Source organism: Bradyrhizobium viridifuturi (assembly GCF_001238275.1).
Lineage (GTDB): Bacteria > Pseudomonadota > Alphaproteobacteria > Rhizobiales > Xanthobacteraceae > Bradyrhizobium > Bradyrhizobium viridifuturi.
This window is the reverse complement of sequence record NZ_LGTB01000053.1, coordinates 18,068-45,038: the sequence shown is the minus strand read 5'-3', so window position 1 is coordinate 45,038 and position 26,971 is coordinate 18,068. Positions and strand designations below refer to the sequence as shown.

General features: G+C 65.6%; 20 protein-coding genes, 2 pseudogenes and 1 riboswitch. Of the genes and pseudogenes, 15 read left to right on the top strand and 7 right to left on the bottom strand.

Annotation, left to right across the window (positions count from 1 at the left end; translation table 11 throughout):
• Positions 1–39: 39 nt before the first annotated feature.
• The 3 genes from ALC15_RS35755 to metG all read right to left on the bottom strand — a co-directional run bounded on the left by ALC15_RS35755 (position 40) and on the right by metG (position 5,706).
• Positions 40–2,916, bottom strand: coding sequence for an EAL domain-containing protein (locus ALC15_RS35755; RefSeq protein WP_050631352.1), 2,877 nt, complete (start codon positions 2,914–2,916; stop codon positions 40–42).
• A 120-nt stretch (positions 2,917–3,036) separates the two neighbouring features.
• The gene (locus ALC15_RS35750; RefSeq protein WP_050631351.1) at positions 3,037–4,035 is read right to left on the bottom strand and encodes an NAD(P)H-quinone oxidoreductase; all 999 of its coding nucleotides are present in this window, start codon (positions 4,033–4,035) and stop codon (positions 3,037–3,039) included.
• A 69-nt stretch (positions 4,036–4,104) separates the two neighbouring features.
• Positions 4,105–5,706 carry a methionine--tRNA ligase gene (metG, locus tag ALC15_RS35745; RefSeq protein WP_244486406.1) on the bottom strand — a complete coding sequence of 534 codons (1,602 nt, stop codon included), beginning with the start codon at positions 5,704–5,706 and terminating at the stop codon, positions 4,105–4,107.
• A gap of 348 nt (positions 5,707–6,054) precedes the next feature.
• On the opposite strand from metG, the gene ALC15_RS35740 reads away from it, so the two are divergent.
• From ALC15_RS35740 to ALC15_RS35725, 4 genes are all read left to right on the top strand, one after another.
• Positions 6,055–6,246, top strand: a complete 192-nt coding sequence (locus ALC15_RS35740; RefSeq protein WP_050631350.1) for a DUF1192 domain-containing protein — start codon at positions 6,055–6,057, stop codon at positions 6,244–6,246.
• A 500-nt stretch (positions 6,247–6,746) separates the two neighbouring features.
• The gene (gene rcdA / locus ALC15_RS35735; RefSeq protein ID WP_021081334.1) at positions 6,747–7,259 is read left to right on the top strand and encodes a protease adaptor protein RcdA; all 513 of its coding nucleotides are present in this window, start codon (positions 6,747–6,749) and stop codon (positions 7,257–7,259) included.
• A gap of 5 nt (positions 7,260–7,264) precedes the next feature.
• The gene (locus ALC15_RS35730) at positions 7,265–7,582 is read left to right on the top strand and encodes a hypothetical protein (RefSeq protein ID WP_050631349.1); all 318 of its coding nucleotides are present in this window, start codon (positions 7,265–7,267) and stop codon (positions 7,580–7,582) included.
• A gap of 12 nt (positions 7,583–7,594) precedes the next feature.
• On the top strand, positions 7,595–8,185 hold the full coding sequence (locus ALC15_RS35725) for a hypothetical protein (protein WP_050631348.1): 591 nt from the start codon (positions 7,595–7,597) through the stop codon (positions 8,183–8,185).
• 31 nt (positions 8,186–8,216) lie between these two features.
• On the opposite strand, the pseudogene pdxR reads toward ALC15_RS35725, so the two are convergent.
• A pseudogene (pdxR, locus tag ALC15_RS35720) lies at positions 8,217–9,709 on the bottom strand (MocR-like pyridoxine biosynthesis transcription factor PdxR).
• Positions 9,710–9,807: 98 nt separating this feature from the next.
• Here pdxR and ALC15_RS35715 point away from each other — a divergent pair.
• The 3 genes from ALC15_RS35715 (at position 9,808) to ALC15_RS46745 (ending at position 11,823) form a co-directional block, all read left to right on the top strand.
• A complete protein-coding gene (locus ALC15_RS35715) occupies positions 9,808–10,434 on the top strand; it encodes an FMN-binding negative transcriptional regulator (RefSeq protein WP_050631347.1) in 627 nt (208 codons plus the stop codon).
• 13 nt (positions 10,435–10,447) lie between these two features.
• Entirely contained in the window at positions 10,448–11,065 is a 618-nt protein-coding gene (locus tag ALC15_RS35710) for a LysE family translocator (RefSeq protein WP_050631346.1), read from the top strand.
• Between the two features lie 521 nt (positions 11,066–11,586).
• Positions 11,587–11,823, top strand: a complete 237-nt coding sequence (locus ALC15_RS46745; RefSeq protein WP_244486405.1) for a hypothetical protein — start codon at positions 11,587–11,589, stop codon at positions 11,821–11,823.
• A gap of 477 nt (positions 11,824–12,300) precedes the next feature.
• Here ALC15_RS46745 and rpmE read toward each other — a convergent pair whose 3' ends face one another.
• Complete coding sequence (gene rpmE, locus ALC15_RS35700; protein ID WP_016845230.1) at positions 12,301–12,528, bottom strand: 50S ribosomal protein L31; 228 nt, start codon at positions 12,526–12,528, stop codon at positions 12,301–12,303.
• Between the two features lie 194 nt (positions 12,529–12,722).
• On the opposite strand from rpmE, the gene ALC15_RS35695 reads away from it, so the two are divergent.
• From ALC15_RS35695 to ALC15_RS35670, 7 genes are all read left to right on the top strand, one after another.
• Positions 12,723–14,579: an ABC transporter ATP-binding protein/permease gene (locus ALC15_RS35695; protein WP_050631344.1), complete on the top strand. Its 1,857-nt coding sequence runs from the start codon at positions 12,723–12,725 to the stop codon at positions 14,577–14,579.
• 152 nt (positions 14,580–14,731) lie between these two features.
• Entirely contained in the window at positions 14,732–14,962 is a 231-nt protein-coding gene (locus tag ALC15_RS46740) for a hypothetical protein (protein WP_244486404.1), read from the top strand.
• Positions 14,959–15,123, top strand: a complete 165-nt coding sequence (locus tag ALC15_RS46735) for a hypothetical protein (protein WP_244486403.1) — start codon at positions 14,959–14,961, stop codon at positions 15,121–15,123. Before ALC15_RS46740 ends, ALC15_RS46735 begins: the two co-directional genes overlap by 4 nt.
• 152 nt (positions 15,124–15,275) lie before the next feature.
• Positions 15,276–16,766, top strand: a complete 1,491-nt coding sequence (locus ALC15_RS35685; RefSeq protein ID WP_050631343.1) for an amidohydrolase family protein — start codon at positions 15,276–15,278, stop codon at positions 16,764–16,766.
• 1 nt (position 16,767) lies between these two features.
• The gene (locus ALC15_RS35680; protein WP_094194322.1) at positions 16,768–17,694 is read left to right on the top strand and encodes a CobW family GTP-binding protein; all 927 of its coding nucleotides are present in this window, start codon (positions 16,768–16,770) and stop codon (positions 17,692–17,694) included.
• Positions 17,695–17,790: 96 nt separating this feature from the next.
• A riboswitch (cobalamin riboswitch) is annotated at positions 17,791–17,986 on the top strand.
• Between the two features lie 106 nt (positions 17,987–18,092).
• On the top strand, positions 18,093–20,372 hold the full coding sequence (locus tag ALC15_RS35675) for a TonB-dependent receptor (RefSeq protein ID WP_050631341.1): 2,280 nt from the start codon (positions 18,093–18,095) through the stop codon (positions 20,370–20,372).
• 2 nt (positions 20,373–20,374) lie between these two features.
• Positions 20,375–21,928, top strand: coding sequence for a PepSY domain-containing protein (locus tag ALC15_RS35670; RefSeq protein WP_094194321.1), 1,554 nt, complete (start codon positions 20,375–20,377; stop codon positions 21,926–21,928).
• Positions 21,929–22,032: 104 nt separating this feature from the next.
• Here the strand turns inward: ALC15_RS35670 and ALC15_RS35665 are convergent, their stop codons facing one another.
• Both ALC15_RS35665 and gspD read right to left on the bottom strand, forming a co-directional pair.
• Positions 22,033–22,506, bottom strand: a complete 474-nt coding sequence (locus ALC15_RS35665) for a tetratricopeptide repeat protein (protein WP_050631364.1) — start codon at positions 22,504–22,506, stop codon at positions 22,033–22,035.
• 76 nt (positions 22,507–22,582) lie between these two features.
• Positions 22,583–24,957, bottom strand: a pseudogene (gspD, locus tag ALC15_RS35660) (type II secretion system secretin GspD).
• A 333-nt stretch (positions 24,958–25,290) separates the two neighbouring features.
• On the opposite strand from gspD, the gene ALC15_RS35655 reads away from it, so the two are divergent.
• A complete protein-coding gene (locus ALC15_RS35655; RefSeq protein WP_050631340.1) occupies positions 25,291–26,967 on the top strand; it encodes a GspE/PulE family protein in 1,677 nt (558 codons plus the stop codon).
• Positions 26,968–26,971 lie beyond the last annotated feature (4 nt).

The window sequence follows — 26,971 nt, the reverse complement described above, 5'->3', positions numbered from 1 at the left end:
AACGGGGCGAGGGAGCGCATCGGCGTCGCTGTTCGCGCCTTAGCTCGCGGCTTCCAGCCGTTCCTCGGTGAGCAGCCGCGTCGCGGCGTCGGCGTCCATCGGCTCGCCGAAGGCAAAGCCCTGCGCGTATTCGCAGCCGAGCTGGTAGAGCTCGACGGCGTCCGAATCGGTCTCGGCGCCTTCCGCGACCACCTCCATGCCGAGATCGTGCGCCAGCGCGATGATCGATTTCAGGATCACCGGGCGAGTGCCGCGGCTGGTGGTGCGGACGAAGGACTGGTCGATCTTGATGGTGTCGAACGGGAAGCGCTGCAGATAGGACAGCGAGGAGTGGCCGGTGCCGAAATCGTCGAGCGACAGCCCGGTGCCGAGTTCGCGGATCCGCGCCAGCATCTGCGCCGCGTGCTCCGGATTTTCCATCACCAGCGATTCCGTCAGCTCCAGCTTCAGCGTGCCGCGCGCGACCGAGGAGCGCGACAGCACGGTGCGGATGTCGTGGATCAGATCGTGGCGCAGCAATTGCCGCGACGACACGTTGACGGAAGCGAAGATCGGCTCGCGGGCGCGCATCGCGCGCTGCCACACCGCGAGCTGCCGTGCGGTCTGGTCCATCACGAACATGCCGAGATCGACGATCAGGCCGGTCTCCTCGGCGACGTTGATGAACTCCGACGGCGCCATCCGGCCGAGCTTGGGATGGTCCCAGCGCGCCAGCGCCTCGAAGCCCGCGATCGCGCGATCCTCGAGCCGCACGATCGGCTGGTACAGGATCGTGATCTCCTGCCGCTCGATGGCGCGGCGCAGGTCGCTCTCAAGCGTCAGGCGGTCGGTCTTCCGCGCCCGCATCGCCGGCTTGTAGACGTCGATGCGGTCGCCGCCGATCCGCTTCGAGTGATACATCGCAAGCTCGGCGTCCTTGATGATCTCGTCGGTCAGCGGCGCCGCCGGGTCGGACAGCGCAAGACCGATCGAGGCGGTCAGGAAGATCTCGCGGTCGTTGAAGGCGATCGGGGCGCGGATGGTCTTGCGGATGGTCTCGGCGAAATTGGTGATCCGCGCCGGGTCCTGCTCGGACAGCAGGATCAGGCCGAACTGGTCGCCGGCCATCCGCGCCAGCGTGTCCTGCGGCTTGAGGATGCGGGTCAGCCGGCGCGCCAGCGTCAGCAGGATGGAATCGCCGACCGCGATGCCGACGGAATCGTTGACCTGCTTGAAGCGGTCGAGATCGATCACCATCAAGGTCGGCCGCAGGTTCGGCATGGTCTTGGCGAGGTTCGCCACCGCGCCGAGCCGATCCATGAACAGCCGGCGGTTCGGCAAGCCGGTCAGATTGTCATGCACCGAGTCATGCAGCATGCGCTCTTCGGAGTTCTTGAACTCGGTGACGTCGGTGAGGGTGCCGACCACGCGGGAGACCTCGCCGTCGGAGCCGACCACCGGCCGCGCCTTCAGCGCGAACCACATGAAATGGCCGTCGGGCGTGCGCAGCCGGAAATCCTGCACCAGGCGGCCGCGGCGCTGGTCGAGCACGCTGTCGAGCGCGGCGCGGAAGCGGTCCTGGTCGAGCGGGTGCAGCACTTCGAGCCATTTCGCGGCCGGGCCTTCCAGCGTGCCGCGCTTGAGGCCGAGCAGCGCCTCGGTCTCCGGGCTGGTGAACACCTTGTCGGCGGAGACGTCCCAGTCCCAGATCAGGTCGCCGGAGCCAGTCAGCGCCAGCGCGCGGCGCTCGACATCGGAGACGACGCCGGTGGTGGCGCCGCCGCCGGCGAAGGCGTGCTGCATCACCGTGAAGCCGATCAGCATCACGATCAGCACCAGGCCGCCGAGCAGCGCCGGACCGACGATGTCGTTGGTGACGGAGCCCGCGACCGTCATGCCGGCCGCGACCACCCAGACCACCAGCAGGAACCAGGTCGGGATCAGCAGCACCGCGCGGTCGAAGCCGTGGGTCGACAGATAAACGATCAGCGCGAACCCGGCGAAGGCGATCATCACCAGCGACATCCGCGCGATGCCGGAGGCGACCGCGGGATCGAACAGCGCCAACGCCACCAGCGAGCCGAGGAAGACCAGCCAGCCGATCGTGATGTGCGAGTAGCGGACGTGCCAGCGACTGAGATTGAGGTAGGCGAACAGGAACACCAGCAATGTCGCGGCGAGGATCGCCTCGCCCGCCGCGCGCCAGACGCGCTCGGCGTTGTTCGACATGTCGAGCACCTTGCCCCAGAAGCCGAAGTCGACGCCGATATAGACCAGCACCGCCCAAGCCAGAGCGGCGGCGGCCGGGAACATGATGCTGCCCTTGACCACAAACAAAATCGTGAGCACGAGCGCGAGCAGGCCCGAGATGCCGATCACGATGCCCTGGTACAGCGTGAACGAGTTGACCTTGTCCTTGTAGGCGTCGGGTTCCCACAGATAGAGCTGCGGCAGCTTGTCGGTGCGCAGCTCCGCGACATAGGTGACGACAGCGCCGGGATCGAGCGTGATGCGGAACACGTCGGCGGTCGGACTCTCCTGCCGCTCGGGACGATCGCCGACCGACGGCGTGATGGTTGCGATGCGCGACAGGCCGAGGTCGGGCCACAGCAGGCCTGACGACACGATGCGATAATGCGGCGCAACGATCAGGCGGTCGAGCTGGTCGTCCGTGTTGTTGGCAAGCGCGAACACCACCCAGTTCTGGCCGCCTTCGCGGGCGCGAACTTCGATGCGGCGCACGATGCCGTCGGTTCCCGGTGCGGTGGAGACCTGGATGCGGTCGGTTTCACTGCGTTGATGGTCGAGAACCGCCGTCAAGTCGATCGCCGGCGCATCGCTGCGCACGCTGACGGCGTCGATCGCGTACGCGTCAGGCGCAGCGGCAAACATCATGAGGCCCAGCGCGAGCAGCGCAAGGCACCTGATCAGACGCAATGTCAGTACTCCGCGATCGACAAACTGCCCGGGCCCGGCGACCGGCCCGGAGGTGGCGCGATAAATGACACGAAAGCGAAGGGAATCAAAGGGTTTCCGCCCCCGCTTCGGTTGCGAGAGTTAAACCACCAACACAATTTTGCCAATATGTTCGCTGGTCTCCATGCGCCGGTGCGCGTCGGCAGCCTTTTCCAGCGGGAATGTGCTGTCCATCAGCGGTTTGACGCGTCCTTCGCGCAGCAGCGGCAGCACCTTTGCCTCGATCGCCGCGACCATCGCCGCCTTGTCCGCATTACTACGGGGGCGCAGCGTCGAGCCGGTGTGGTGCAGCCGCTTGACCATCAGCTTGGCGAAATTGGCCGTGGCCTTAGGTGTTCCCGACAGGAACGCGATCTGGACGATGCGGCCCTCGACCGCGGCGGCGTCGTAGTTCCGGTCGATATAGTCGCCGCCGACCATGTCGAGGATCACGTTGGCGCCGGCACCATCGGTCGCCTTCTTCACCGCCTCGACGAAATCCTCGGTTTTGTAGTTCACCGCGTGATCGGCGCCGAGCTTGAGGCAGGCATCGGCCTTGTCCTGCGAACCGACGGTGACGATCACCTTGGCGCCGAACGCCTTGGCGAGCTGGATCGCCATCGTGCCGATGCCCGAGGAGCCGCCGTGAATCAGCAGCGTCTCGCCGGCCTTGAGCGCGCCGCGCTCGAACACGTTGTGCCAGACCGTCATCAGCGTTTCCGGAATGGCGCCGGCTTCCTGCATCGACAGTGAGGCCGGCACCGTCATCGCCTGCGCGTCCTGCGCGATGCAATATTGCGCGTAGCCGCCGCCGGCGACCAGCGACATCACCTTGTCGCCGATCTTGTGCTTGGCGCCTTCGCCGAGCGCGACCACTTCGCCCGCGATCTCGAGGCCGGGCAGGTCGCTGGCGCCGGGCGGCGGCGGATAGGAGCCGGAGCGCTGCGCGACGTCGGGACGATTGACGCCGGCGGCCGCGACCTTGACCAGGATCTCGCCGGCCTTCGGCACCGGCAGCGCGCGGGTCTCCGGCACCAGCACCTCCGGGCCACCGGGCTTGCTGATGGCAACGACGGTCATTTGCGCGGGCAGGTTTGTCATGGTTGGTCCCTGGTCAGAGAAGAGGATTGGCGGATGGCATACCGCCTTTTCCAAGGAAGCGAAACGCCATTACGCCCCGAACCGGGCCGTCAGATGGTCGGCTTTTTCAGGGCTGATTTTCTCGACCAGCGGGCCGAAGCTCGCGACCGGCGTGCCGGCACCGCGATCCAGCAGCGGGAGCGGTGGGCCATTGGGCCAGCGCGGCACGGCCTCATCGCGACTGAGCGCGCCGAGCACGCGCGCCGACAGGGCGGGCACGATACTCCACGCGAGCGTCGCGCTGAGCGCGACAAGGTTGATCCCGACGCGCGTGATGACCGCCGCGCGGTCAGGATCGGACTTGATCGCCGTCCAGGGCGCTGCGTGTTGCAGGTAGGCGTTCGCGACGTCCCAGATCGCGCGCGTCGTCGCCGCCGCGGCGCGAAACTCCAGCGCGGTGTGATGGCGGTGAAGCGCTGCGATGCGTTGCTCCAGATCATGCGCGAGCCGGCGCTCGGCATCACCGGGGACGCCACCATCCGGAATGCGGCCGTCGAACGCGCGATGCGCGAAGCTGACGATGCGGTTGACGAGGTTGCCGAAGATGTCGGCGAGGTCCTTGTTCACGTCGGCAACGAACCGCGAGACGCTGAAATCGGTGTCGGCGCTTTCCGGCGCGTTGGCGATCAGCCACCAGCGCCAGAGATCGGCCGGCAATTCCTCCAGCGCCGCATCGGTGAAGATGCCGCGCTTCCTGCTGGTCGAGAACTTGCCGCCCTCATAGTTGAGCCAGTGGAATCCCTTGATCACGTCGGCGGTCTTCCACGGTTCGCCGGAGCCGAGCAGCGTCGCCGGAAAGCTCACAGTGTGGAACGGGATGTTGTCCTTGCCGAGAAACTGGATGTAGCTGACCTCGTCGGCCTGCCACCACCATTCCCGCCAGTCGCGGCCGGGCGCGGCAGCGGCCCATTCCTGCGTCGCCGCGATGTAGCCGATCGGCGCATCGAACCAGACATAGAACACCTTGCCGTCAAAGCCCTCGCGCGGCACCGCAATGCCCCAGTCAAGATCACGTGTAATGCAGCGATCGCGCAAATCGGCATTGAGCCAGCTCTTGGCGGTCGACACCACGAAGGGCGGCCAGCCGGTGCGGTCGTCGATCCATGCGCCGATGCGGTCGACGAGCTGCGACTGACACAGGAACAGATGGCGGCTCTCGCGGATCTCGAGCGCACGGTCGCCTGACAGCGCCGAATGCGGATCGATCAGCTCCGGCGGATCAAGCAGCGCACCGCAATGGTCGCATTGATCGCCGCGTGCCGATCCATCGGCGCAATGCGGGCAGGTGCCGAGCACGTAGCGATCGGGCAGAAAGCGCCGGTCGGCCGGCGAGAACACCTGCCGCGTCGTGCGCGCCTCGATCAGCCCGGCCGCGTCGAGCCGGCGATAGAAGTGCTGCGTCAGCGCATGGTTATGCGGCGTGCTGGTGCGGCCGAAATGATCGAAGGACAGGCCGAAGCGGCGGTAGATGTCGGCCTGGCCGGCGTGCTGTGCATCGCAGAATGCCCTGACGTCTTGTCCGGCCTCGATGGCGCCGAGCTCGGCCGGGGTGCCGTGCTCGTCGGTCGCGCAGATGAACAGCACGTCGTCGCCGAGCTGCTGGCGGAAGCGGGCGTGGACGTCGGCGGGCAAGAGCGAGCCGACGAGATTGCGAGATGCTTGACGCCGTTCACGTAAGGCAGGGCGCTGGTGATGAGAATCCTGGTCATGGGTCGAAGTCTTTCGCGTTTCGGTGATGCCGACCCCGAAAAATCAAATCGGGAAATCAAAAAGCCCTCCCGCATGATCGGAAGGGCTTGGGGTCGGCTCATGCCTGGCGCGCAGGCGCGCACTATCCCGTCCGGTCAGACTCCTTGCGGTCGGGCCGGGGCATTCGCGTCAGATGTTGCACGCACACGAAAGTCACTGCAAAATTCTCCTCGACCCAACATTTACCATCTCTGGACGCATGGCGCCAGATCACATCGCCGGGAGGACAACATGCCGATTGAGGATGACGACCGGCCGAAGAAAAAGATCAGCCACGAGATCGGACAAGATCTCTACCTGCTGTCGGTCGAGGATTTGACCGAGAGGATCGCGCTGCTCAACGCAGAAGTCGACCGATTGAAAGAGGCGATGTCGAAGAAGCGCGCGTCAAAGGACGCCGCGGACGCGTTCTTCAAATCGTAAGCGCTGCAACCTCACATCACGGCGTCCCGGACAAGCGAGCAAAGCAAGCGCGATCCGGGACCCATAACCACCGCTGCTCCTCGTTGCGTAGGGTTGGGCCACAGCCTCGTGCAACGCGGGCACCGGTGGCTATGGTCCCCGGCCTTCGCCGGGACGACGCGTGGGGACCAGCGCGCAGCTGTCCCAAACTAGGTCAATGGCCGACATGGCAAACAAAGCCTGAAGAAATCCGCTCATTTACGATCGGTTAAGCTTTCTCGATTATGACTGCATTGTCCTCGTTTGGACACCGAGTGGCTCCTGTCCACTCTGTTTGACGCCTCCCTGTTATCAACTTCAAAAGCCGCCGGAAACGGCGGCTCTTTTTTGTTGCATCCACGGCTGGAAACCATAAATCCGGTTGCGGCTGGACTCTTCGGCGCGCCCGCGCAATGATTTGTTCATCATAAGCTGGCGCGTGAGATGCCAGCGGGCGTTACGATGGTGTGAGGGCGTTAACCATGGCCGATCGTTCCCAGAACGAAGCCGGGCTTGTGCTGTTCAGTGAACGGCTGACCAATTCTGCGGCATTCGGCGTGCTGTTCCGGGAAGGCATGGACCTGGTCGAGCAGACCGCCGCCTATCTCGACGGCGACGGCCGTGCCGAGGCCAAGGCGCTGGAACGGTCCGTAAGCCTGACCTATGCGACCGAAAGCATGCGCCTGACCACGCGGCTGATGCAGCTCGCGTCCTGGCTGCTGCTGCATCGCGCGGTCAAGGAAGGCGAGATGACGCTGACCCAGGCCAACCGCGAGAAGACTAAGGTCAAGCTGTCGGCCGCCGATCCCGGCCCGGCCGACATGGTGACGAAACTTCCGGAGCAATTGCAGCAGCTGATCGCCCGTTCGATGGATCTGCAGGCCCGCGTCCGTCGCCTCGACACCACGATCCACGCGCCGGCGCCGGATCGCTCCTCGATCGGCAACCCGTTGGTGCCGCAGCTCAACCGCCTCAAGGCGGCGTTCGAGCAGTAGGGTCGGTGCCGAGAGGCATCGCTGGCGCAATCAGCTTCGCCCTGCCGGGGACGATCATTGGACACTTTTTTCTCGCCTGGGTCATGCTCGGATTGCTGATCTTTGCGTGGACCCTGCTGCGGATGATCTGGGCTGCGTACCTGGCCGGCGACCTTAGTCCGTCATCGTATTTCGGCGGCACCTTCTTGCTGGCTGACTACAACCGTAAGCGCTTTCGCATTCTTCTTTGCGCCTTTGGCTGGTTCATGTTTGGCGGGGTCCTTTACAATGTCCTTCAACCCACAGCGCCTTCCGAACCAGGTGTTGCGCATGTCGGGAAATAGCGGGCCTGCAGCATGTTCTCTCGGCGAAAGTCGCTCATAGCCGCAGCCGCTTCGGTACCGCTTCTTGTGGCCGCAATTGGCAATGCCGGCGGCCAGACGGTCGGCCATCCGGAGCCCAAGCCGCCCTCCAAGACGCCCGCGGAAATGGCGCAGGCTATTGCTCATTCTATCGAAGCGATGGCTCACGCGTTTGACGCGAAGGCGCCGAATAGGGCGACGCCGCCGATCGCCTTCCAATCTGCAAAGTCGCGCGACAACGTCGTCGATGTGCATTACAGGGCGAATGATGCGGGATTGCTTCCTCACAACAAAGCCGAAGGTGAAGAGGAGCGACTTCGATTTGCCGGCAGGTTTTGCTTTGATCGCCTCGTATCGCTGTTTCAAAAGAATGGAGTGGTGATCCATCGGGTCCTTTTCGCGCCCGATAATAGCGTCCCCTTCGAATTCACTATTGATCAATCGACCTGCGCCGCTTTGATTGAAGACGCGAAAGCTCGCGCCGAAACCGCCGAGCGGGAACGAGGGGCGGGGTCGAACTCGCTGGATGAGCCGAAGCGTGTCCACACCATAACCGTTCGGCCGGAGCAGGCCGAACAGAAATAGTTCATGTGGCATCGAACAGCGGCTGACCAGTTCATGCTCCGGTCCGCCGCGTTGGTCTGTTCCGATCCAGGATGCTACGTAACCGGATCGCCGCCGCCTCCAGTTCTTCCGGCTCAAACCCGCCGAAGCCGAGCATCAGGCCGGGCCGCGCCGCTGCGTTGTACATCGGTGAGATCGGCCGCACCACGATGCCGTCGGCGAGCGTTGATTTCGCCAGCTGCACATCGTCGAAGCGCTGCGGCAGCCACAGCAGCAGATGCATGCCCTGGTCGCTTGGTTGCAGCGTGACGTCATCGGGTATGTGTCGTTCGAGCGCCGCAATCAGTGTTGCGCGCCGCGCGGCATAGACGCCGCGGATGCGCCGGATGTGGGCTTCGAACAGGCCCTCGCGCATATAGGCCGCCAGCACATGCTGGTCGGCAGTCGGTGAATGCCGGTCGAGCAGCGCCCGCGCGCCGGCGAAGGCGTCGATCAGCGGCGAAGGCGCCACGACGTAGCCGAGCCGCAGCGAGGGAAACAGCACCTTGCTCAGCGTACCCAGATAGATCACGCGCGACGGCGCGAGGCCCTGCATCGACGGGAAGGGATGTCCTGCATAGCGCAGCTCGCTGTCGTAATCGTCCTCGACGATCCATGCATTGCTACGCTGCGCCCACGCCACCAGCGCGTTGCGGCGGGCCATGCTCAAGGGCATGCCGAGTGGATACTGATGCGACGGCGTCACGAACGCCGCGCGTGCATTGGGACACGCCGCGATCGCGGCATCGACATCGATGCCTTGCGCATCGACGCCAACGCGCGTGGTGACGAGATCGAGATCGTCGAGTACGGCAGTCATGCCCGGATAGGCGGGATCCTCGGCCCACACCCGATCGCCCGACGACAGCAGCACGCGGCCGGCGAGATAGAGGCCCTGTTGCGTGCCGGCCGTGATCACGACCTGCTCCGGCTCGCAATGCACCGCGCGGGATTTGCGCACATAGTCGGCGATCGCCTGCCGCAGCTCCATCAGTCCGCGCGGATCGCCATAGCTCGCGGGCGCGCCGCGCGCGATGCGCGCACACGGTTGCCGAGGCGGCGCCAATTGTCGTCGGGGGCGACCGCACCGCCGGGGACCGCGATCGCAAACGGGATTTCGGGCATCGGCGTGAAGGCCGTCACCACTTTGGCAAGTCGCGCCGCGCGCGGTGGCAGCTGGATCGGCGCAGATTTGTTCGGGCGGCGATCGATCGCAGCCGGCCGCGCTTGTTCCGCGAGCGTCGGCGCCACCCGCGTGCCGGCGCCGACCTGCGATTCCAGATAGCCCTCGGCCTGCAACTGCTCGAACGCCTCGGTGACCGTGCCACGCGCAACGCCGAGCGAGGCCGACAGCGCACGCGTCGACGGCAGCAATTCTCCGGCCTTCAATTCGCCCTTGGCGATCGCCGCACGCAGGGCCTGCGCGAGCTGACGCCCGACCTGTCCGGCGGCGCGGTCGATTGCGCCGAGCGAGGGGATGCTGATGGTGGCGCGCAGGCGCGGCATAGTGGACCAATCAAGATGATCGAAAGTGGCCCTTATCATAGGCCACTTCTGCGCTATGGTGCGAGCAGCAATAGATCAGGTCGACCAAGAGGTTCGCGATGTACCTGCCGCCGCATTTCAAGATGGAAGAGCTCGGCCCGATCCATGCCGCGATGCGGGCCTCACGGCTCGCGACGCTGGTCACCGCGACCGCGGACGGCTTGATCGGAACGCCGCTGCCGCTGATCCTCAATGAGGACGAGGGCGAGTACGGCACGCTGTACGGTCACGTCGCGCGGCCCAATCCGCAGTGGAAGCTGCCCGCGACTGGCGAGGCGATGGCGATCTTCATGGGCCCCGACGCCTATGTGACGCCGTCCTGGTATGTGACCAAGGCCGAGCACGGCAAGGTGGTGCCGACCTGGAATTACGTTGCCGTGCACGCCTACGGTTCGGCCGAGTTCTTCGAGGATGCCGACCGCTTGCTCGATGTCGTCACCCGGTTGACCAGGCTGCACGAGAGTTCGCGCAAGGAAGTCTGGCAGGTCAGCGATGCGCCCGATGATTTCATCAAGGCGCAGCTGCGCGGCATCGTCGGCTTCCGGATGCCGATCACCCGGATCGACGCCAAGAAGAAGATGAGCCAGAACCGCAAGCTCGAGGATCGCGCCGGCGTCATCTCGGGGCTCGGCGAAAGCGACAATCCTCATGACCGTGAGGTCGCAGCGTTGATTCCGGCGAACTGAGACGAAAGCCACAATGGAATTGTACCTTGCCTTCGCGATCACGACCGCGACCTTCGCACTGATCCCGGGTCCCGCCGTGCTGTACGCCGCTGCCCGCACGCTCGCGGGCGGCCGGCGCGCGGGGCTGATGGCCTCGCTCGGCCTGCATCTCGGCGGCTATGTCCATGTCATCGCCGCGGCTGCGGGGCTCGCGCTGCTGTTTCACGCGGTGCCGCCGCTATTCATGGCGATGAAGCTCGCCGGCGCGGCCTATCTGGTCTGGCTCGGCCTGTCGCTGTTTCGCGATCGCGACAACACCAAGCGTCCCACACTGGCGCCGCTCTCCGCGGAGCGTGCCTTCGCGCAAAGCATCGTCGTCGAGGTGCTCAATCCGAAGACCGCGATCTTCTTCCTGGCGTTCCTGCCGCAATTCGTCGATGCGTCGGCAAGCCTGCCGGTCTGGGCCCAGCTGTTCCTGCTCGGCACAGCGGTCAATCTGACTTTCTCGGCGGTCGATATCGTCTGCGTGTTCTTTGCCAGCGCCGTGATGTCGAAGCTGCAGCGCTCGCGCACCTCGCAGCGGATCATGCAGCGGATCGGCGGCAGCATCCTGGTTGCGCTCGGTGCGCGGCTGGCGTTCGGGGATCGCTAGGCGCAGGCGCTGTCGATCAGTGGCAACGGGGTCGATCGACGCTTCGCCGACCTGCGCTGCGAGCTGCTTCCGCAGATCCACGGCGTGTATTCATGAAACGGCTAGCAACCGGCGGAAATATCCTCAACCCTCGGTAGCGCAATCCGGGATGTATGGTACCGTGCGCCTCTCGGGACGGCTGTTCCGTCCCGCATTTGGGAGGGCAAGTCATGAGATTGTCGTCACGCTTTGTCGCGCCTTCAGCTGCCTCCGTCTTGTCGACCGTGTTGCTGTGCGGCCCGGCAGCATCACAAACCGATTCCGCCAAGCCGCTTCCTTCCATCACGGTCGAAGCACCGAAGCCGGCGGTGCGGCCAAATCGGCCGACGCAGGCGGCGACCACAGGGGCGTCGCACCGGAGATCGAGAACCGCTCAGACGTCATCGTCGTCAGCGCGCGCGCCGTCGCCGGATTCCGTGCTGGGCAGGATTGCCGCGCTGGAGAAGGTCGCCAGCAATTGCAATGGTGGTTGCGAGTCGAGCATGCCGCACGGCAAGGACCCCTGGGTGGGGTGCAGCGAGTCGGCGGGCGGCCAAGCATATGGACCGTTCTCGACAACATGCCGCGACAATCTGACCTACAAATCCTACGTGGATTGCGTCGAGACCAAATGGTTCCTGGGCGAATACCGCAACAGGGCCTGGTGGCTTTGCAGCAGCCTGCAGGCCGCAGGGAAGTTCAAAGTCGCCGAACTCAAGCGACCGAAACATCCGCGCTAGGTTGGGCCTCCCGCAGGCAGTCTGTTCCGGTTGAACACAAGCTCTGCGTCTCTGGACATCGCGAGCGTGCCACACATTCACTGTCGTCACGGCGAAGGCCGGGACCCATAACCGCCGAAGGTGATCGTTGTGGGACGCTGGGGCCACGGCTCTCCGTAACAACATTGCCCTGTGGTTATGGGTCCCTGCTTTCGCAGGGACGACGGTTGTGGATGCAGGTCGTGCCATACATTCGGTGTCGTCCTGGCGAAAGCCAGGACCCATTGCCCCGAATCCCAATTGTTGCGCGGCGCTGGGCCGCAATCCCGTTCATCACCGAACGCGGTGGTTATGGGTCTCGGCCCCCCGTGCGCAATTGCGCACTAGGCCGGGAGGACGGGATGGAGAGGCCGCCGGTCCGGCGCAGCCCGCAAAAAACAAAAACGCCCCCGCGATGGAGGCGTTTTGCGTTCGATTGCGAGGATCCCGAAGCGGACTTTAGTCCTTCTTGAGGAAGCCCGAAAACTTCTTCTGGAAGCGCGAGACGCGGCCGCCGCGGTCCATCAGCTGCTGGGTGCCGCCGGTCCAGGCCGGGTGCGACTTGGGATCGATGTCGAGGTTCAGCGTGTCGCCTTCCTTGCCCCAGGTCGAGCGGGTCAGGTACTCGGTGCCGTCGGTCATGACGACCTTAATCGTATGATAATTCGGATGAATATCGGCTTTCATGACAGTTCCTTCGGCGCGCCGGCGCCCATCTCAAGACATTCAGGTACGGGATTTGGGCGGCTCTATAACCCATGGAGACCCCCAAAACAAGCCAAGAAAGGGCTTAAGCCCATCACCGCATTGGGACTTTACCGGATTTGCCAGCCGGGGGTCGGCGGGCCTATGTGGGGGGCGATAGAACCGGTCTAAGAATAATGAGTGTAGCCGAACAGCTTGAGACCCCTCGCGGCGCCCCCGAGCCTCCGCGCGACGCGCTGCTCGATGAAGAAGCCTTCATCGAGAGCCAGATCGTGGAGCCGGCGAAGAGCCGTGCCCGCCTGCGCCCGTTGCTTGCGCTCGCACCCTATGTGGCGCGCTACAAGGGGCGGGCGATCCTCGCGCTGATCTCGCTGACGATTGCGGCGATCACCACGCTGGTCGTGCCGGTCGCGGTGCGGCGGATGATCGACCTCGGCTTCACACCCGAAGGCATCGCGATGATCAACAGCTATTTCAGCGTGATGATCGCGGTCGTCGCAGTGCTCGCTTGCGCCAGTGCTTCCCGCTACTACCTCGTGATGACGATCGGCGAGCGCATCGTCGCCGATCTCCGGCGCGACGTGTTCGCGCATCTGATCTCGCTGTCGCCCTCGTTCTTCGATTCCGCCCGCTCAGGTGAGCTGGTGTCGCGGCTCACCGCCGACACCACGCAGATCAAGTCTGCAGTCGGCGCCTCGGTCTCGATCGCGCTGCGCAACCTGATGCTGTTCTTCGGCGCCGCTGCGATGATGGTGATCACGAGCCCGCGTCTGTCCGGCTTCGTGCTGCTGGCGATTCCGATCATCGTGATCCCGCTGGTCGCGTTCGGCCGCTGGGTGCGGCGGCTGTCGCGCAATGCCCAGGATACGCTGGCCGATGCCAGCGCCTATGCGTCCGAGCTGGTCAACGCGATCCGCACCGTGCAGGCCTATACCGGCGAGCGGCTCGCCAGGACGCGCTTCAGCCGCGAGGTCGAGCAGGCCTATGAGGCCGCGCGCAGCTCGACCAAGGCGCGCGCGGTGCTGACGCTGATCGTCATCTTCATCGTGTTCGCCAGCGTCGTCGTGATTCTCTGGGTCGGCTCGCACGACGTGCTGGTCGGCACCATCAGCCCCGGCCGGCTCGGCCAGTTCATTCTCTATACCGCGTTCGCGGCCAGTGGCCTCGGCCAGCTCAGCGAGGTCTGGGGCGAGGTCTCGGCCGCGTCGGGCGCCGCCGAACGGCTGTTCGAGATCCTGCGCGTCAGGCCGCAGATCGCGGCTCCCACATCGCCGCGCGCGCTGCCGCAGCCGGCGCGCGGCGATGTCGGCTTCGACAATGTCAGCTTCGCCTATCCGACCCGGCCCAACGCGCTGGCGGTCGACGCCGTGTCGCTCTCGGTTCGATCAGGCGAGAAGGTCGCGATCGTCGGTCCCTCCGGCGCCGGCAAGAGCACGCTGTTCCATCTGCTGCTGCGCTTCTACGATCCGAAATCGGGCATCATCTCGCTCGACGGCGTGCCGATCCGGCAGGCCGATCCGGCCGAGGTGCGGGCGCGGATCGCGCTGGTGCCGCAGGATTCCGTGGTGTTCGCCGCCTCAGCCCGCGAGAACATCCGGTTCGGGCGGCCCCATGCCACCGACGCCGAAGTCGAGCGCGCCGCTGACCTCGCCCATGCCACCGAATTCCTGCGTCGCCTGCCGGAAGGCTTCGACGCCCAGCTCGGCGAGCGCGGCGTGACGCTGTCGGGCGGCCAGCGCCAGCGCATCGCGATCGCGCGCGCGATCCTGCGCGATGCGCCGCTGCTGCTGCTCGATGAGGCGACCTCGGCGCTCGACGCCGAGAGCGAGACGCTGGTGCAGACCGCGCTGGAGGAATTGATGCGCCATCGCACCACGCTTGTGATCGCGCATCGGCTGGCGACCGTGCTGTCCTGCGACCGCATCCTGGTCATGGACCAGGGCAAGATCGTCGAGCAGGGCACCCATGCCGAACTGGTCGCGGCGGGCGGCCTCTATGCGCGGCTGGCGCGCCTGCAGTTCGAGGGCATCTGAGCGGATCGGGACTCCGAGCGCTCCACCTATGCGATTCCTATGCGATCGCCCGCGCGCTCCCCTCGAAAACCTATTCCCGCGTGGGGATAGTCGCGCCGCGTCTGACCTCCCCCGACAGCCGAGGCAGGTCAGTCGCGCGGGGTGTTCGACTAATGCGCGAGATGGTGAGCGAACCGGAGAGCAAGCTGCTCCGTGCCTGGCAGCTTGCCGTGCTGCGCTTCGCCGTGACGCTCGACGACGACGATCGGATGCACGTGCTCGGTGTCGCCGGCGAGGTCGACCGGCTGGGCGGCGCCGCCGATGACGCTTTCCACTTCTTCCGCAGGCGACCGCGGAGTTGTGCGCGGCGATCTCCGGCCGGAGCGTGGATCAGGACGCCGTGATCCGGCGATTCCTGGCGCAGATCGACAATGTCAGGCTCAAGCGTGCATTCGAGGCGGCGATCTCCAGGGACCGTACGCCGCCAAAACTGGTGGCGAGCCGCATCAAGCCAGGCAACGATCTCTGGCGAGGGTTGCCGTCGCGGTGTGCAACCGGATCGTAGGGAAGGGCTCCCCTGCAATCGCCATCACGGCGCGGCGGATATTCCGCCAGAGCATGTCGCCACAACCCTGGCCGGGTTGCCGCGATGCGTGCGATGCGCTTCTCTGTGCGCGAAAAGAGACCGGTCGGTTTCGGAATGCGGGGAGTGGTGAGATGGGTGGTTTGGTGATCAGCGGCGGCCGGGTGGTAGATCCGGCCAGCGGGATGGACGCGGTCGGCGATGTCGCCGTGGTCGACGGCAAGATCGCCGCTGTCGGCACCGGACTTGGCGGCGCCGAGCGCCAGATCGACGCGACCGGGCTCGTCGTGGCACCCGGCTTCATCGACCTGCACGCGCATGGCCAGACCATTCCGGCTGATCGGATGCAGGCGTTCGACGGGGTGACGACATCGCTCGACCTCGAGGCCGGCGTGCTGCCGGTGGCATCCTGGTACAAGCGTCAGGCCGAGAAGGGGCGGGTGCTGAACTACGGCGCCGCGACCAACTGGGCGTTTGCGCGCATCGGCGCGATGACCGGCTCCAATTCGGAAAGCTCGCTGGAATCATTCGGCGCGGCGATGCGCGATCGCCGCTGGATCGAGAACGTGGCGACCGAGAGCGAGGTCGGCGGCATCCTCGAGCGTCTCGCCAACGGCCTGAATGAAGGCGGCATCGGCATCGGCATTCTCAACGCCTATGCCCCCGGCGCCGGCGTGCAGGAATTGACCGCGGTGTGCCAGCTCGCCGCCGATCACGCGGTGCCGACCTTCACCCACGTCGCCTACATGTCGCGCATCGATCCCGAGAGCGCGGCCGAGGCCTATATCCGCCTGATCGGCTATGCTGGCGCCACCGGCGCGCATATGCACATCTGCCACTTCAACTCGTCGAGCAAGACCGATATCGAGCGCTGCGTCGCGCTGATCGCGAAAGCGCAGGCGCAGGGCCTGCCGATCACGGTGGAGGCCTATCCCTACGGCACCGGCTCGACGGTGCTGGCGGCGACCTTCTTCAGCGATCCCAAATTCGAGGAGCGCAACGGCCTCGGCTACGATTCGGTGCAGCGTGTGACCGACGGTCACCGCTTCGGCAGCCGCGAGGAACTGCTGGCGGCGCAGGCCGAGGAGCCCTCGACGCTGGTGCTCTGGCATGTGCTCGACATCGAGAACAACGCGCATCATCGCGATCTGCTCGACATGGCGGTGCTGTATCCGGGCGGTGCGATTGCCTCCGACGCGATGCCGTGGACACTGTCGGATGGCCGGCCCTACACTGGCGACGCCTGGCCGCTGCCGGACGACGCCACTTCGCATCCGCGCTCGGCCGGCTGCTTCACGCGTTTCATCCGCGAGTGGGTGCGCGAGCGCAAGAAGGTGTCGCTGCTCGAGGGTATCCGCAAATGCGCGCTGATCCCGGCCGAGATCCTGTCGGCGAGCACGCCGGCGATGCGTGCCAAAGGTAGATTGCAGGCGGGCGCCGATGCCGATGTCGTCGTGTTCGACTACGAGACGCTGAGCGATCGCGCGACCTTCTCGGCGATGAACCGTCCGGCGGAAGGCGTGCGGCACCTCGTGGTCAGCGGCCAGCCGCTGATCAATGACGGCGTGCTCGATGTCGCGGCGCGGCCCGGCCGGCCGGTGCGCCGGCCCGTCATCGGGGGCTGACGTGCCGGTCCCGATCCTGCTGGTCGCGGGCTTCCTCGGGGCGGGCAAGACCACGGTCGTCAACCATCTGCTGGCGCATGCGCAAGGCAAGCGCATCGCCGCCGTGGTCAACGATTTCGGTGCGATCAACATCGACGCGGAGTTGATCGCCGGCGCCAGTGATGGCGTGGTCAGTCTGAGCAACGGCTGCATCTGCTGCACGCTGGAGGGCGATCTGCTGCGCACGCTTGCAACCTTGTTGCGGCGTGATCCGCGTCCCGAGTTCATCGTGATCGAGACCAGCGGCATCGCCGATCCCGCGGACATCGTCCGTAACCTGATGGATCCGGTGATCTGGAAGGAGGCGCCGCTGGAGACGGTGCTCTGCGTCGTCGACGCGACGCAGCCGGTGGCGATGCTGGATGACGCGCTGCTGCGCTCGCAGTTGCGGGCGGCGGATGTGGTGGCGCTGAGCAAGGTGGATCTCGCCGATGCAGCCGCCTGCGCCGCGATCCGCGCCGCCGTGCGAACGGTGCGGCCGGCGGCGGTGATTGTCGATGCCTTGCATGGCGAGGTGCCAACGGAATTGCTGTTTCCGGCCGATCTCGATCATGTGCCGGCGCCGCGCGAGACCGCGCCGCGACGGCCAGCGGCTGATCGCTTCGAGACACTGAGCTGGACCTCGGAGCATCCGGTGCGGCTGCCGCGCCTGCAACTGGCGATCGGTAAACTGGCGCCGAAGCTGGCGCGGGCGAAGGGATTGTTCGAGACGGTCGAGCAGCCCGGGCGGCTGACGGTATTTCAACTCGCCGGCGGACGCGCGACGCTGGCTGCCGGCGGCGTACCGGCTCCCGGCGTGCCGCGTACGCGAATCGTATTCATCGCCGAGATGGGTGCGCTCTCGCGCGCCGAGATTGATGCGATCATGGAGCATTGCGTCGAGACTTAGTGAGGTAAGCCCGCACTCTTTGTGACGTCGCGGCCACGTACATCGGCAAAGCATGTGTGCGACAATCGCATCGAATTGACAGCTCTGCGTCCGCCACCTATCGTTTTTCTCGACGGTTCCCTTCGGGGATCAAAAGGGAATGCGGTGCGAGGGTAACCCCAATGCCGCAGCTGTCCCCGCAACTGTAAACGGCGAGCCTTTCGTCAATTTGCCACTGGGCCATCAGGCCCGGGAAGGCGTCGACAGGCGATGACCCGTGAGCCAGGAGACCTGCCGTCAGTCGTGGTCACACGCGAGCACATCGGGCGGGGGCGTCCTGGTGGGATCGGAGCACTGCCTTTTGGGCAATGCGCCAGTCCGCGTTCGCGGTGACGTGCCACGTTACCGCGAGTCGTTTCATGTCCTCGTCTCCCTCCGTTGCGCGCAACTGGCGCCTCGGTCTCGTCTGCTCCCTGCCATCGTTGCTGCTGCCGGCTGAGGCTTCGGCACAAACAGCTCCACCCACCACGCTCGATCCGATCGAAGTCGCCCCCTCGGCATCCGCAAAGCCCAAACCCGCTGCGCGAAGCAGCAACAGCGCGGCGGCGCCGCGACGCGCCAGATCGGCGACGGTCGCCGCAGCCGGCGGCGCGCCGCGTGCCGCAGCGTCAGGCGCATCAGGGCCGGCATCACCGACACTCAATGCAACGACGCAGGCCGGCACCGGCAGCCGCCTCAATCTGACGCCGCTGCAGACGCCGGCCAGCGTCGAGATCATCACGGCGCAGACCATCGCCGAACGCGGCCAGCACAATGTGCTCGATGCCGTCACCCAGAATGCGGCCGGCTTCATCGCAACGCCGGCGCCCGGCAATGGCGGTCTGTCGTTCAGCACCCGCGGTTTTGCCGGCAGCAACTCGGTGATGACGCTGTACGACGGCACGCGCTTCTATATCGGCTCCGGCACGCTGACGTTCCCTTACGACACCTGGTCGACGCAGCGCATCGAGGTGCTGCGCGGCCCGGCCTCGGTGCTGTACGGCGAAGGTGCGATCGGCGGCGTCATCAACGTGATCCCGAAGAAGCCGTTAGCCACGCCGTACAACGAGGCCGAGGTCTCGCTCGACAGCAACATGACGCGGCGGCTGTCGGTGGATAGCACCGGTCCGATCAATCCCAATGTGTCGTACCGCATCAACGCCACCGGCAACATGTCGGACGGCTGGGTCGATCGGGACAAGACCTCGAATGCAGTGGTCTCCGCGGCCGTGCGCGTGCAGGCGTCGGACAATCTCGCCTTTACGCTGTCCGAGGACTATGGCGATCGCAGCCCGTCGCGCTACTTCGGCACGCCACTGATCAACGGCGCGATCCAGGACGCGCTGCGCTTCAAGAGCTACAACGCATCCGACAGCGCGATCCGCTACCAGGACAGCTGGACCCAGTTCAAGACCGAGTGGGACGTCGCCGACGGCATCAAGGTCAACAACACGCTCTACTATCTGACCAGCGAGCGGCACTGGCGCGACATCGAAAACTACACCTTCAATCCGAAGACCCAGCTGATCGATCGCTCCAGCTATATCGAGATCTTCCACGACCAGAAGCAGCTCGGCAACCGGATGGATACGACCTTCAGCGGTCACGTGTTCGGCCTTGCGAACCAGTTCGTTGCCGGGTTCGACGTCAACCGGATCGATTTCACCCACACCAACAACTCGCCCTATGGCGGCGCGTCGTCGGTCAACCCTTACGTGTCCGATCCAGGGTCGTTCGTCGCGACGACCACGGCGACCACGCCGGGCTTCAACGCGATCGTCAATCAATACGCGCTGTTCGCAGAGGATCGGCTGTCGCTGACCGATCAATTGTCTGTTGTCACCGGCGTCAGGTACGATCGTCCGGAGGTCGATCGCACCGATTACAAGACGCCGTCAAACAGCTTTGAGACCACGCTGTCGGGAACGAGCTGGCGCACCGGCCTCGTTTACGAGCCGATCAAGAACCTCGCGTTCTATGGTCAGTACGCGGTCGGCGTCGATCCGGTCAGCAATCTGATCTCACTGTCGACCTCGCAGAAGACCTTCCAGCTCGCGACCGGCAAGCAGACCGAGATCGGGGTCAAGCAGTCGTTCTGGGGCGGCCGCGGCGAGTGGACGCTGGCGGGCTACGATATCGTCAAGACCGGGCTGACAATTCCTGATCCGGCCAATCCCGGCACCGGCCTGGCGCTGCAGATCGGCCAGCAATCTTCCCGCGGGGTCGAGGCGTCGGTCGGGCTTGCGCTGGATTACGGTTGGCGCATCGACGCCAATCTGGCGCTGTTGCGCGCCCGATATGACAACAACAGCCAGGTGGTCGGCGGCAAGATCGTCAGCTACAGCGGCAATGTTCCGGTCAACGTGCCGCAGCAGGTCTCGAACGTCTGGCTGACCTGGGATTTCGCACCGAACTGGTCTGCCTATGGCGGCGTGCAGATCGTCGGCGCGATGTACTCCGATCTCGCCAACACCCAGTTGCGGCCGGGCTACAATGTGGTCAATGGCGGCATCAAGTGGAAGCCGGATGATCGCACCACGGTCGCGTTCCGGGTCTACAATCTGTTCGACAAGGTCTACGCGGTGACCTCGAACGGCACGGGGCAGTGGCTGCTCGGTATGCCGCGCACCGCGGAACTTTCCCTCAACGTGAAGTTTTGACGATGCGCAAGGCTCTGATCCGGCGAGCGCGGCGATGGCTCTATGTCGTCCATCGCTGGATCGGCATCGCGACGTGCCTCCTGTTCGCGATGTGGTTCATCTCCGGCCTCGTCATGATGTACGTGGCGTTTCCGCGCCTCACCGACGGCGAGCGCCTCGCTGCGCTCCCGGTCCTTCTCTGGAACAAGGTGCAGATCTCACCGGATCGCGCGATGGCGATTGCGGGCGCGGAGCTTTATCCGCGCGACCTGCGCCTCGCGATGATGGATGATACGCCGGTCTATCGCGTGATCGGCTGGAACGGCGCCGCCGTCACCATTTCGGCGATCGATGGCCGCATCATCGACGGCATCACGGCCGATCAGGCGCTCGCCGTCGCCCGCCATCATTCGCACGCGGTGCAGCCGCAGCTGCTCGACACCGTGACGCGCGATCAATGGTCGGTCACCGCGCGGTTCGATCCGCTGCGGCCGCTCTATCTGATCGGCCTCGGTGATGCCGACGGCACCGAACTCTATCTCTCCTCGCGCAGCGGCGAGATCGCGCTCGACACCACGCGGCGGGAACGGGTCTGGAACTGGCTCGGCTCGATCCCGCACTGGATCTATCCGACGGTGCTGCGCAAGGACGGGCCGTTGTGGCGGGATGTGGTGCTGTGGATCTCGGGCGTGTGTCTGGTGGTTGCCGTCACCGGCTTCTGGATCGGCATCCTCCGCCTGCGGCTGACGCGCCGTTACGCTGATGGCGCCGTCTCGCCCTATCGCGGCTGGATGGCCTGGCATCATATCGCCGGCCTCGTCGGCGGCATCTTCGTCCTCACCTGGATGTTCAGCGGCTGGCTGTCGCTCAATCCCGGCGGCGCGTTCGCCGGGCGCGGCCTCACGTGCGAGATCGCGGTCGGTTACAGCGGCCACGATACGCCCGATATCGTCGCGCGCTTGCAGTCGCCGCCGATACCGGCGGTGGAGGCACGCTTCGTCTGGATCGGCGGACGCGCTCTGATGCTGCTCGACGACGGCAACGGCCGTCGCAGCCTCGCCGATCCCGCGACCGGCGCGCCCGCGGCTCTCTCGCGTGACGAGATCATCGGGGCGGCCCGACGCGCGATGCCGGGCGCTGCGATGACATCGGCGCATCAGCTCGATGAGCCGGATGCCTATTGGTACACGCTGCACCATCAGCGCGAGCTTCCGGTGCTGCGGATCGGCTTCGATGATCCGGCCCACACCTGGTTGCACATCTCTCCGGCCACCGCCGAGATCCTCGACCGCAGCGATGACAGCCGCCGATCCTATCGCTGGCTGTTCAACGCGCTGCATAGCCTCGACGTCCCGTTGCTGCTGCGCATCTGGCCGGCGCGCGACGTCGTGGTGTGGCTGCTGTCCGTGGTCGGCACGGTCGTCTCGATCAGCGGTATCGTGATCGGATGGCGCCGGCTGCGGCGGAAGATGCGGCCGGAGCAGAAGCGCAAGCGTCGTGAGAAGCAGACCTATAACGAGAACAGCGCCTTCCAGGTCATCGGGCTCGGCGATGCGGCGGGCTCGTCCGGCAGGTGACGGCAGGGAGCGGGATCGCAGGCGGGAGGAGCGACAGCGCGATGCAAATCTCGCTGTCGCAGCAGCGCAACGGCTCGCGCGCAGTGCGGGCTTGCGATCGGTGATTACTTGACCGTCAGGTGCACGTCCGGCGCCGGCCGGTCCGGGACCCATTCCAATGCAAACCGCTGGCCGGCAATGATCTCATAGGTCGAGAGCTTCGATGCGACGGCGTCGCGGAACCTGAGATAGACGTCACGCTGCCGCCCACCGGTGCGGGCCGCTGCGAGATTGAGCCATTTGTAGGCCAGCACAAAATCGGTCGGGACGCCGTGGCCCTTGTCGTAGATCAGGCCGAGCTGGGCTTGCGCGAACGGGTCCCCCTGCACGGCGCCGCGATAATAGAGATCGGCGGCAGCGGCGTAGGCCTGCGGTACGCCGAAGCCGTGCTCATACATGAAGCCGAGCATGCCGAGCGCTCTCGGGTTGCCGCGCTCGGCAGCCGGCGCAAGCTCCTGAGCGGCCCTGACATAATCGCCGCGATGGAAGGCGGCTGCGCCGCGCGCGACGCCGTCGGCGCTCGCGGCTGACGCGGTCACCGCCCAAAGCGCGACAGCAAGCGAGGCGCAGAGCGACTTGCGCGATGTGAAAAGGCTGCGTGCGCGCATGCCCGGCTCAGTGATAGCTGGTGGTGATCGGCGCATTGGTCGTTGTCGTGGCGATGCTGCCGCGCAGCTTCGATCGCAGCTCTTCGGCCACGGTCTGGGCGTCGGAACCGTTGCGGATGATCTGCGGGCGGATGAAGATGATCAGCTCGGTGCGCTGGGTGCCATTGCTCTGATGCCCGAAGGCATCGCCGAGACCGGGGATCTGGTCAAGCACCGGAAGCGCGTTGCGGGCGCCGCTCTGCTGTTCGCTGATCAGGCCCGCCAGCAGCACGGTCTGGCCGTTGGCGACCGAAATCTGGCTCTTGACCCGCCGCTCAGACACGGTCGGCGTCAGGTTTACCGTGCTGCTCTGCGGAACGTTGCTGATCTCCTGCTCGATATCGAGTCGCACCGTGCCGTTGACGCTGACACGCGGCGAGACCTTCAGGATGATGCCGGTGTTGCGATAGTCGATGGTGTTGACCACCGTGTTGCTGGTGGTCAGCACCGTGGCGCTGCCGGTCGACACCGGGACGACGTCGCCGACCTGCAAGGTCGCGACCTGGTTGTTGATCACGACCAGCGATGGATTGGAGAGCACCTTGACGCTGGTGACGGCATGCAACGCATCCAGGATGAGGCTCGGCTGCGTCTCGGACCCGACCAGGAAGTTGAAGCCCGGGAAGGCCCGGTTGATGAAGGCGTTGGTGACCGAGCCGGCGACGGTGGCGACGCCGGTGGTTGCGTCCGTGGTGGTCGCGGGCGCCGTGGTGGCCTGGGTGCCCGTGAACGAGCCCATGTTCGGCTTCAGGCCCAGGCTCCGGCTGGTGAGATAGGTCTGCACGCCATAGGACAGGGTGTTGTTGAGCGTGACCTCGGCGATCGTCGCGTCGATCGCGACCTGGAGCTGCGGCTCGTCGATCTGCACCAGCGTCGCCTCGATGATGCGATAGTTGGCCTGGTCGGCATAGATCAGGAGATTGTTGTTCACGACATCGGGCGTGATCCGCACGTCCTGCATGACGGGCTGGCCGTTGCCGGAGCCCGACGCGCCGCGCCCGGCATCCAGCGCGGCATTGTTACCCTGGCCTTGATTGTTGGGATTGTTCGCTTGCCCGCCGGCGCCAAATCCTTGGCCGAGGCCCTGGCCCGTCCCCGAGGTGCCGCGCGACGCGAAGCCGTTCATACCCGAATTCGCGCCGTTGTTGTTGTTGAGCGACAGGCGGTCGGCGACGCTCGACGTCGACGAGGTGCCGGAGCCGGGCGCGAGCTGGCTGTCGGCGCTGTCGAGCAAATTGCCGGAGGAACCGCCGAGGAACATGTCGGTCAGAACCCGCGCGATCTGGCGCGCATCGCCGTATTTGACGCGGTAGACATGGACCGAGGTGCGTGCGGTGTCGTTGCGATCGAGGCGCTTGATCCAGGTCGCAGCCGTGTGCAGCATCTCCGGCTTCTTGGTCACCACCAGCACCGCGTTGAGGCGCTGGATCGGCATGAACTTGATGACGTTCTGGCTGAGGCCGTTCTCGCCGGAATCGACGATCTTCTCCAACTCGGCAATGACCGGGGCGGGCGACCCGCTCGAGATCGGGAAGATGCCGACGGACTGGCCGCGCATCCAGTCGACGTCGAAGCTGAGCACGGTGTCGACGGCGGTGCGGCGCTCGGCGCCGGTGCCCTGGATCAGCAGCAGGTTGCGCGACGTGTCGGCACGAACCGAGCCGGCCCGGGTGGCGAAGCTGTCGGTCAGCTTCAGCAGTGTCTGGGCCGACACATATTGCAACGGGACCACCGAGATGCCGAAGCCGGCTCGGGATTGGCTGCCGCGGCATCGACGCGGCCGCCGCCGACGGCGTCGCCGAGCGGCGTCAGGCGGTAGCCCGACGTATCCTTGAGCAGCACGACGCCGCTCAGGCGGAGCGCGTTTTCAAGCACGAAGACCATGTCGGATTTCGGCACCGGTCGAACCGACACCAGGCTCACCGTGCCCTGCACCCTCGGGTCGATGGTGTAACCGACATGCAGGATGTCGCCGAGCACGACCTTGGCGACGGTCGCCACCGGCGTGCTCTCGAAGTTCAGGTCGAAGCCGTTGCCGTTCGAGGCCGGCTGCGGCCGCGCATCCGCAAGCGCCGTCACTTCGCTTCCGTCATACATCGCCGCGCGCACGCTGCCGCCCTGGCTGCCGCTCGTGGCCGCCAGCGCGTTCGCCGGCGCCGGCTGGCGCTGCGTCAGATCCAGCGAGCGCACCTTGTCGGTGACGTCGAGCTGGGACGCGTCGACGCTCTCGCCGACCGTTGCGGAATTGCAGGACGCCAGCAAACCCAATGACGTCAAGGCAAAAATGGCTGCGAGGCCGCCACGGATCGTCGGGCAGCGGCCCACTGTGCCTACGCGTTGCATGAAGGCCCTTCGGTCTGACTAACTGAGATTTCGATTGCTTGCGACGATCGGTCCTACCCCGGGAGGACTCTTAGCGATCGAACATGACAGAAATAAATTGGTTACATGATTGTCGTTCGCGACCTGCCCAGCGCATCGCACCAAATCTGTGCAGTCGATGCCCCGCCGTGTCCGCGAAGCCACGTCAAGGCTTCTTGAGCGCGGCGAACGATGTGACTTCGCACAGCTGTCACACTTCGGATCGATAACCGCAGAATTGCCGGGAGCCGAACGCGACCGCACGCAGCGGCCTTGGCACGAACTGATCCGGGATAGTGTGGCGGGATATCGAGAATGGCCAACGACCTGTCCGTTCGGTTCGTGGATTATCTCCGTCAGAACAATTACCTGACGCCGACCGACGGAGCGTCCGACCGGACCGGGCCGGGCGCCGACGTCAGGCAATTGAAACTGTGGGAGATCACAAGTCTCTCACCGACCGAGTTCGCCGACGAAGCCGCGCGCTTCTTTGCGCTTGGCCGCCTGACGCTCCAGGATATGACCTCGGCCGAACCGCTGGTTGGCTCGTTCTCGCCGCGGTTCCTGCGCGAGACCATGGTCTATCCGTGCCGTGCGGTCGATGGTGGCACCGTGCTCGCGGTGGTCGACCCGACCGACCAGGCGACGCTGCGCGCGGCGCAGATCGTGCTCGGCGCCGACATCAATGTGAAGGTGGCCTCGTCGGAGGACGTCGCCATCGCGCTGAACAACGCCTCCAGCGCCGAGGAGGCTGAGACCGCCGATACAACGGCGGCGCTGCCCCGGGAAGACGACATCGAGAGCCTGCGCGATCTTGCCAGCGGCGCCCCGGTGGTGCGCGCGGTCAACGATCTGATCGAGAAGGCGGTCGAGCTTCGCGCCAGCGACATCCATATCGAGCCGTTCTCCGCCGGACTCATGGTCCGCTTGCGCATCGATGGTCTGCTACGGCCGGTTGCGGCGCTCTCGGGCGTGCTGCCGCAGGCGGTGGTCTCCCGCATCAAGATCATCGCCAATCTCAATATCGCCGAGCGGCGCCTGCCGCAGGACGGTGCGGCGCGGCTGCGAGCCGGGCGTACCGACATCGATATCCGCGTCGCGATCATGCCAACGCAGCACGGCGAATCCGCCGTCATCCGCATCCTGCCCAAGGATCGCGGTCTGTTGGTGGTCGAAAAGCTCGGCTTCTCGGAGCCCGACGAGATCAAGCTGCGGCGGCTCCTGAAGCTGCCGCACGGCATGATCGTGATCACCGGGCCGACCGGCAGCGGCAAGACCACGACCTTGGCGACGATCCTGTCGATCCTCAATGAGCCGAGCCGCAAGATCCTCACGATCGAAGATCCGGTCGAATACGAGCTTCCCGGCGTCAACCAGTCCCAGATCAAGCCGGCGATCGGCCTGACCTTCGCCACCGCGCTGCGCTCCTTCGTTCGCCAGGACCCTGACGTGATCATGGTCGGTGAAATCCGCGACACGGAGACCGCCCACGTCGCGGTGCATGCGGCGCTGACCGGGCATCTGGTGCTGACGACGCTGCACACCGAGACCGCGGCGGCCGCGGTGCCGCGGCTGCTCGACCTCGGGGTCGAAGGCTATCTGCTGCGTTCGGTGCTGCGCGGCGTGATCGCGCAGCGGCTGGTCCGGCAATTGTGCGAGCGCTGCAAGGCGGCGCGGCCGCTGGCATCGGCCGATTTCACCGAGGATCCGCGGCTCGCCGCGCTCGGCTTTAAGGCCGACGAGATCATTCAGGAGCCATGCGGCTGCGAACGCTGCGGCGGCACCGGCTATCGCGGCCGCCTCGGCGTGTTCGAACTGCTCGAACTGTCCAATGAACTGCGTGAACTGATCGGAGAGCGAACCGACGGGCTGAAGATCGATACGATGGCGATCCGCGCGGGCATGACCACGATGCTCGATGACGGGGTCGCCAAATGCCGCGCCGGATTGACCTCGCCCGCCGAGATCCTCCGCGTTGCAACGGTGCGGTGACGCC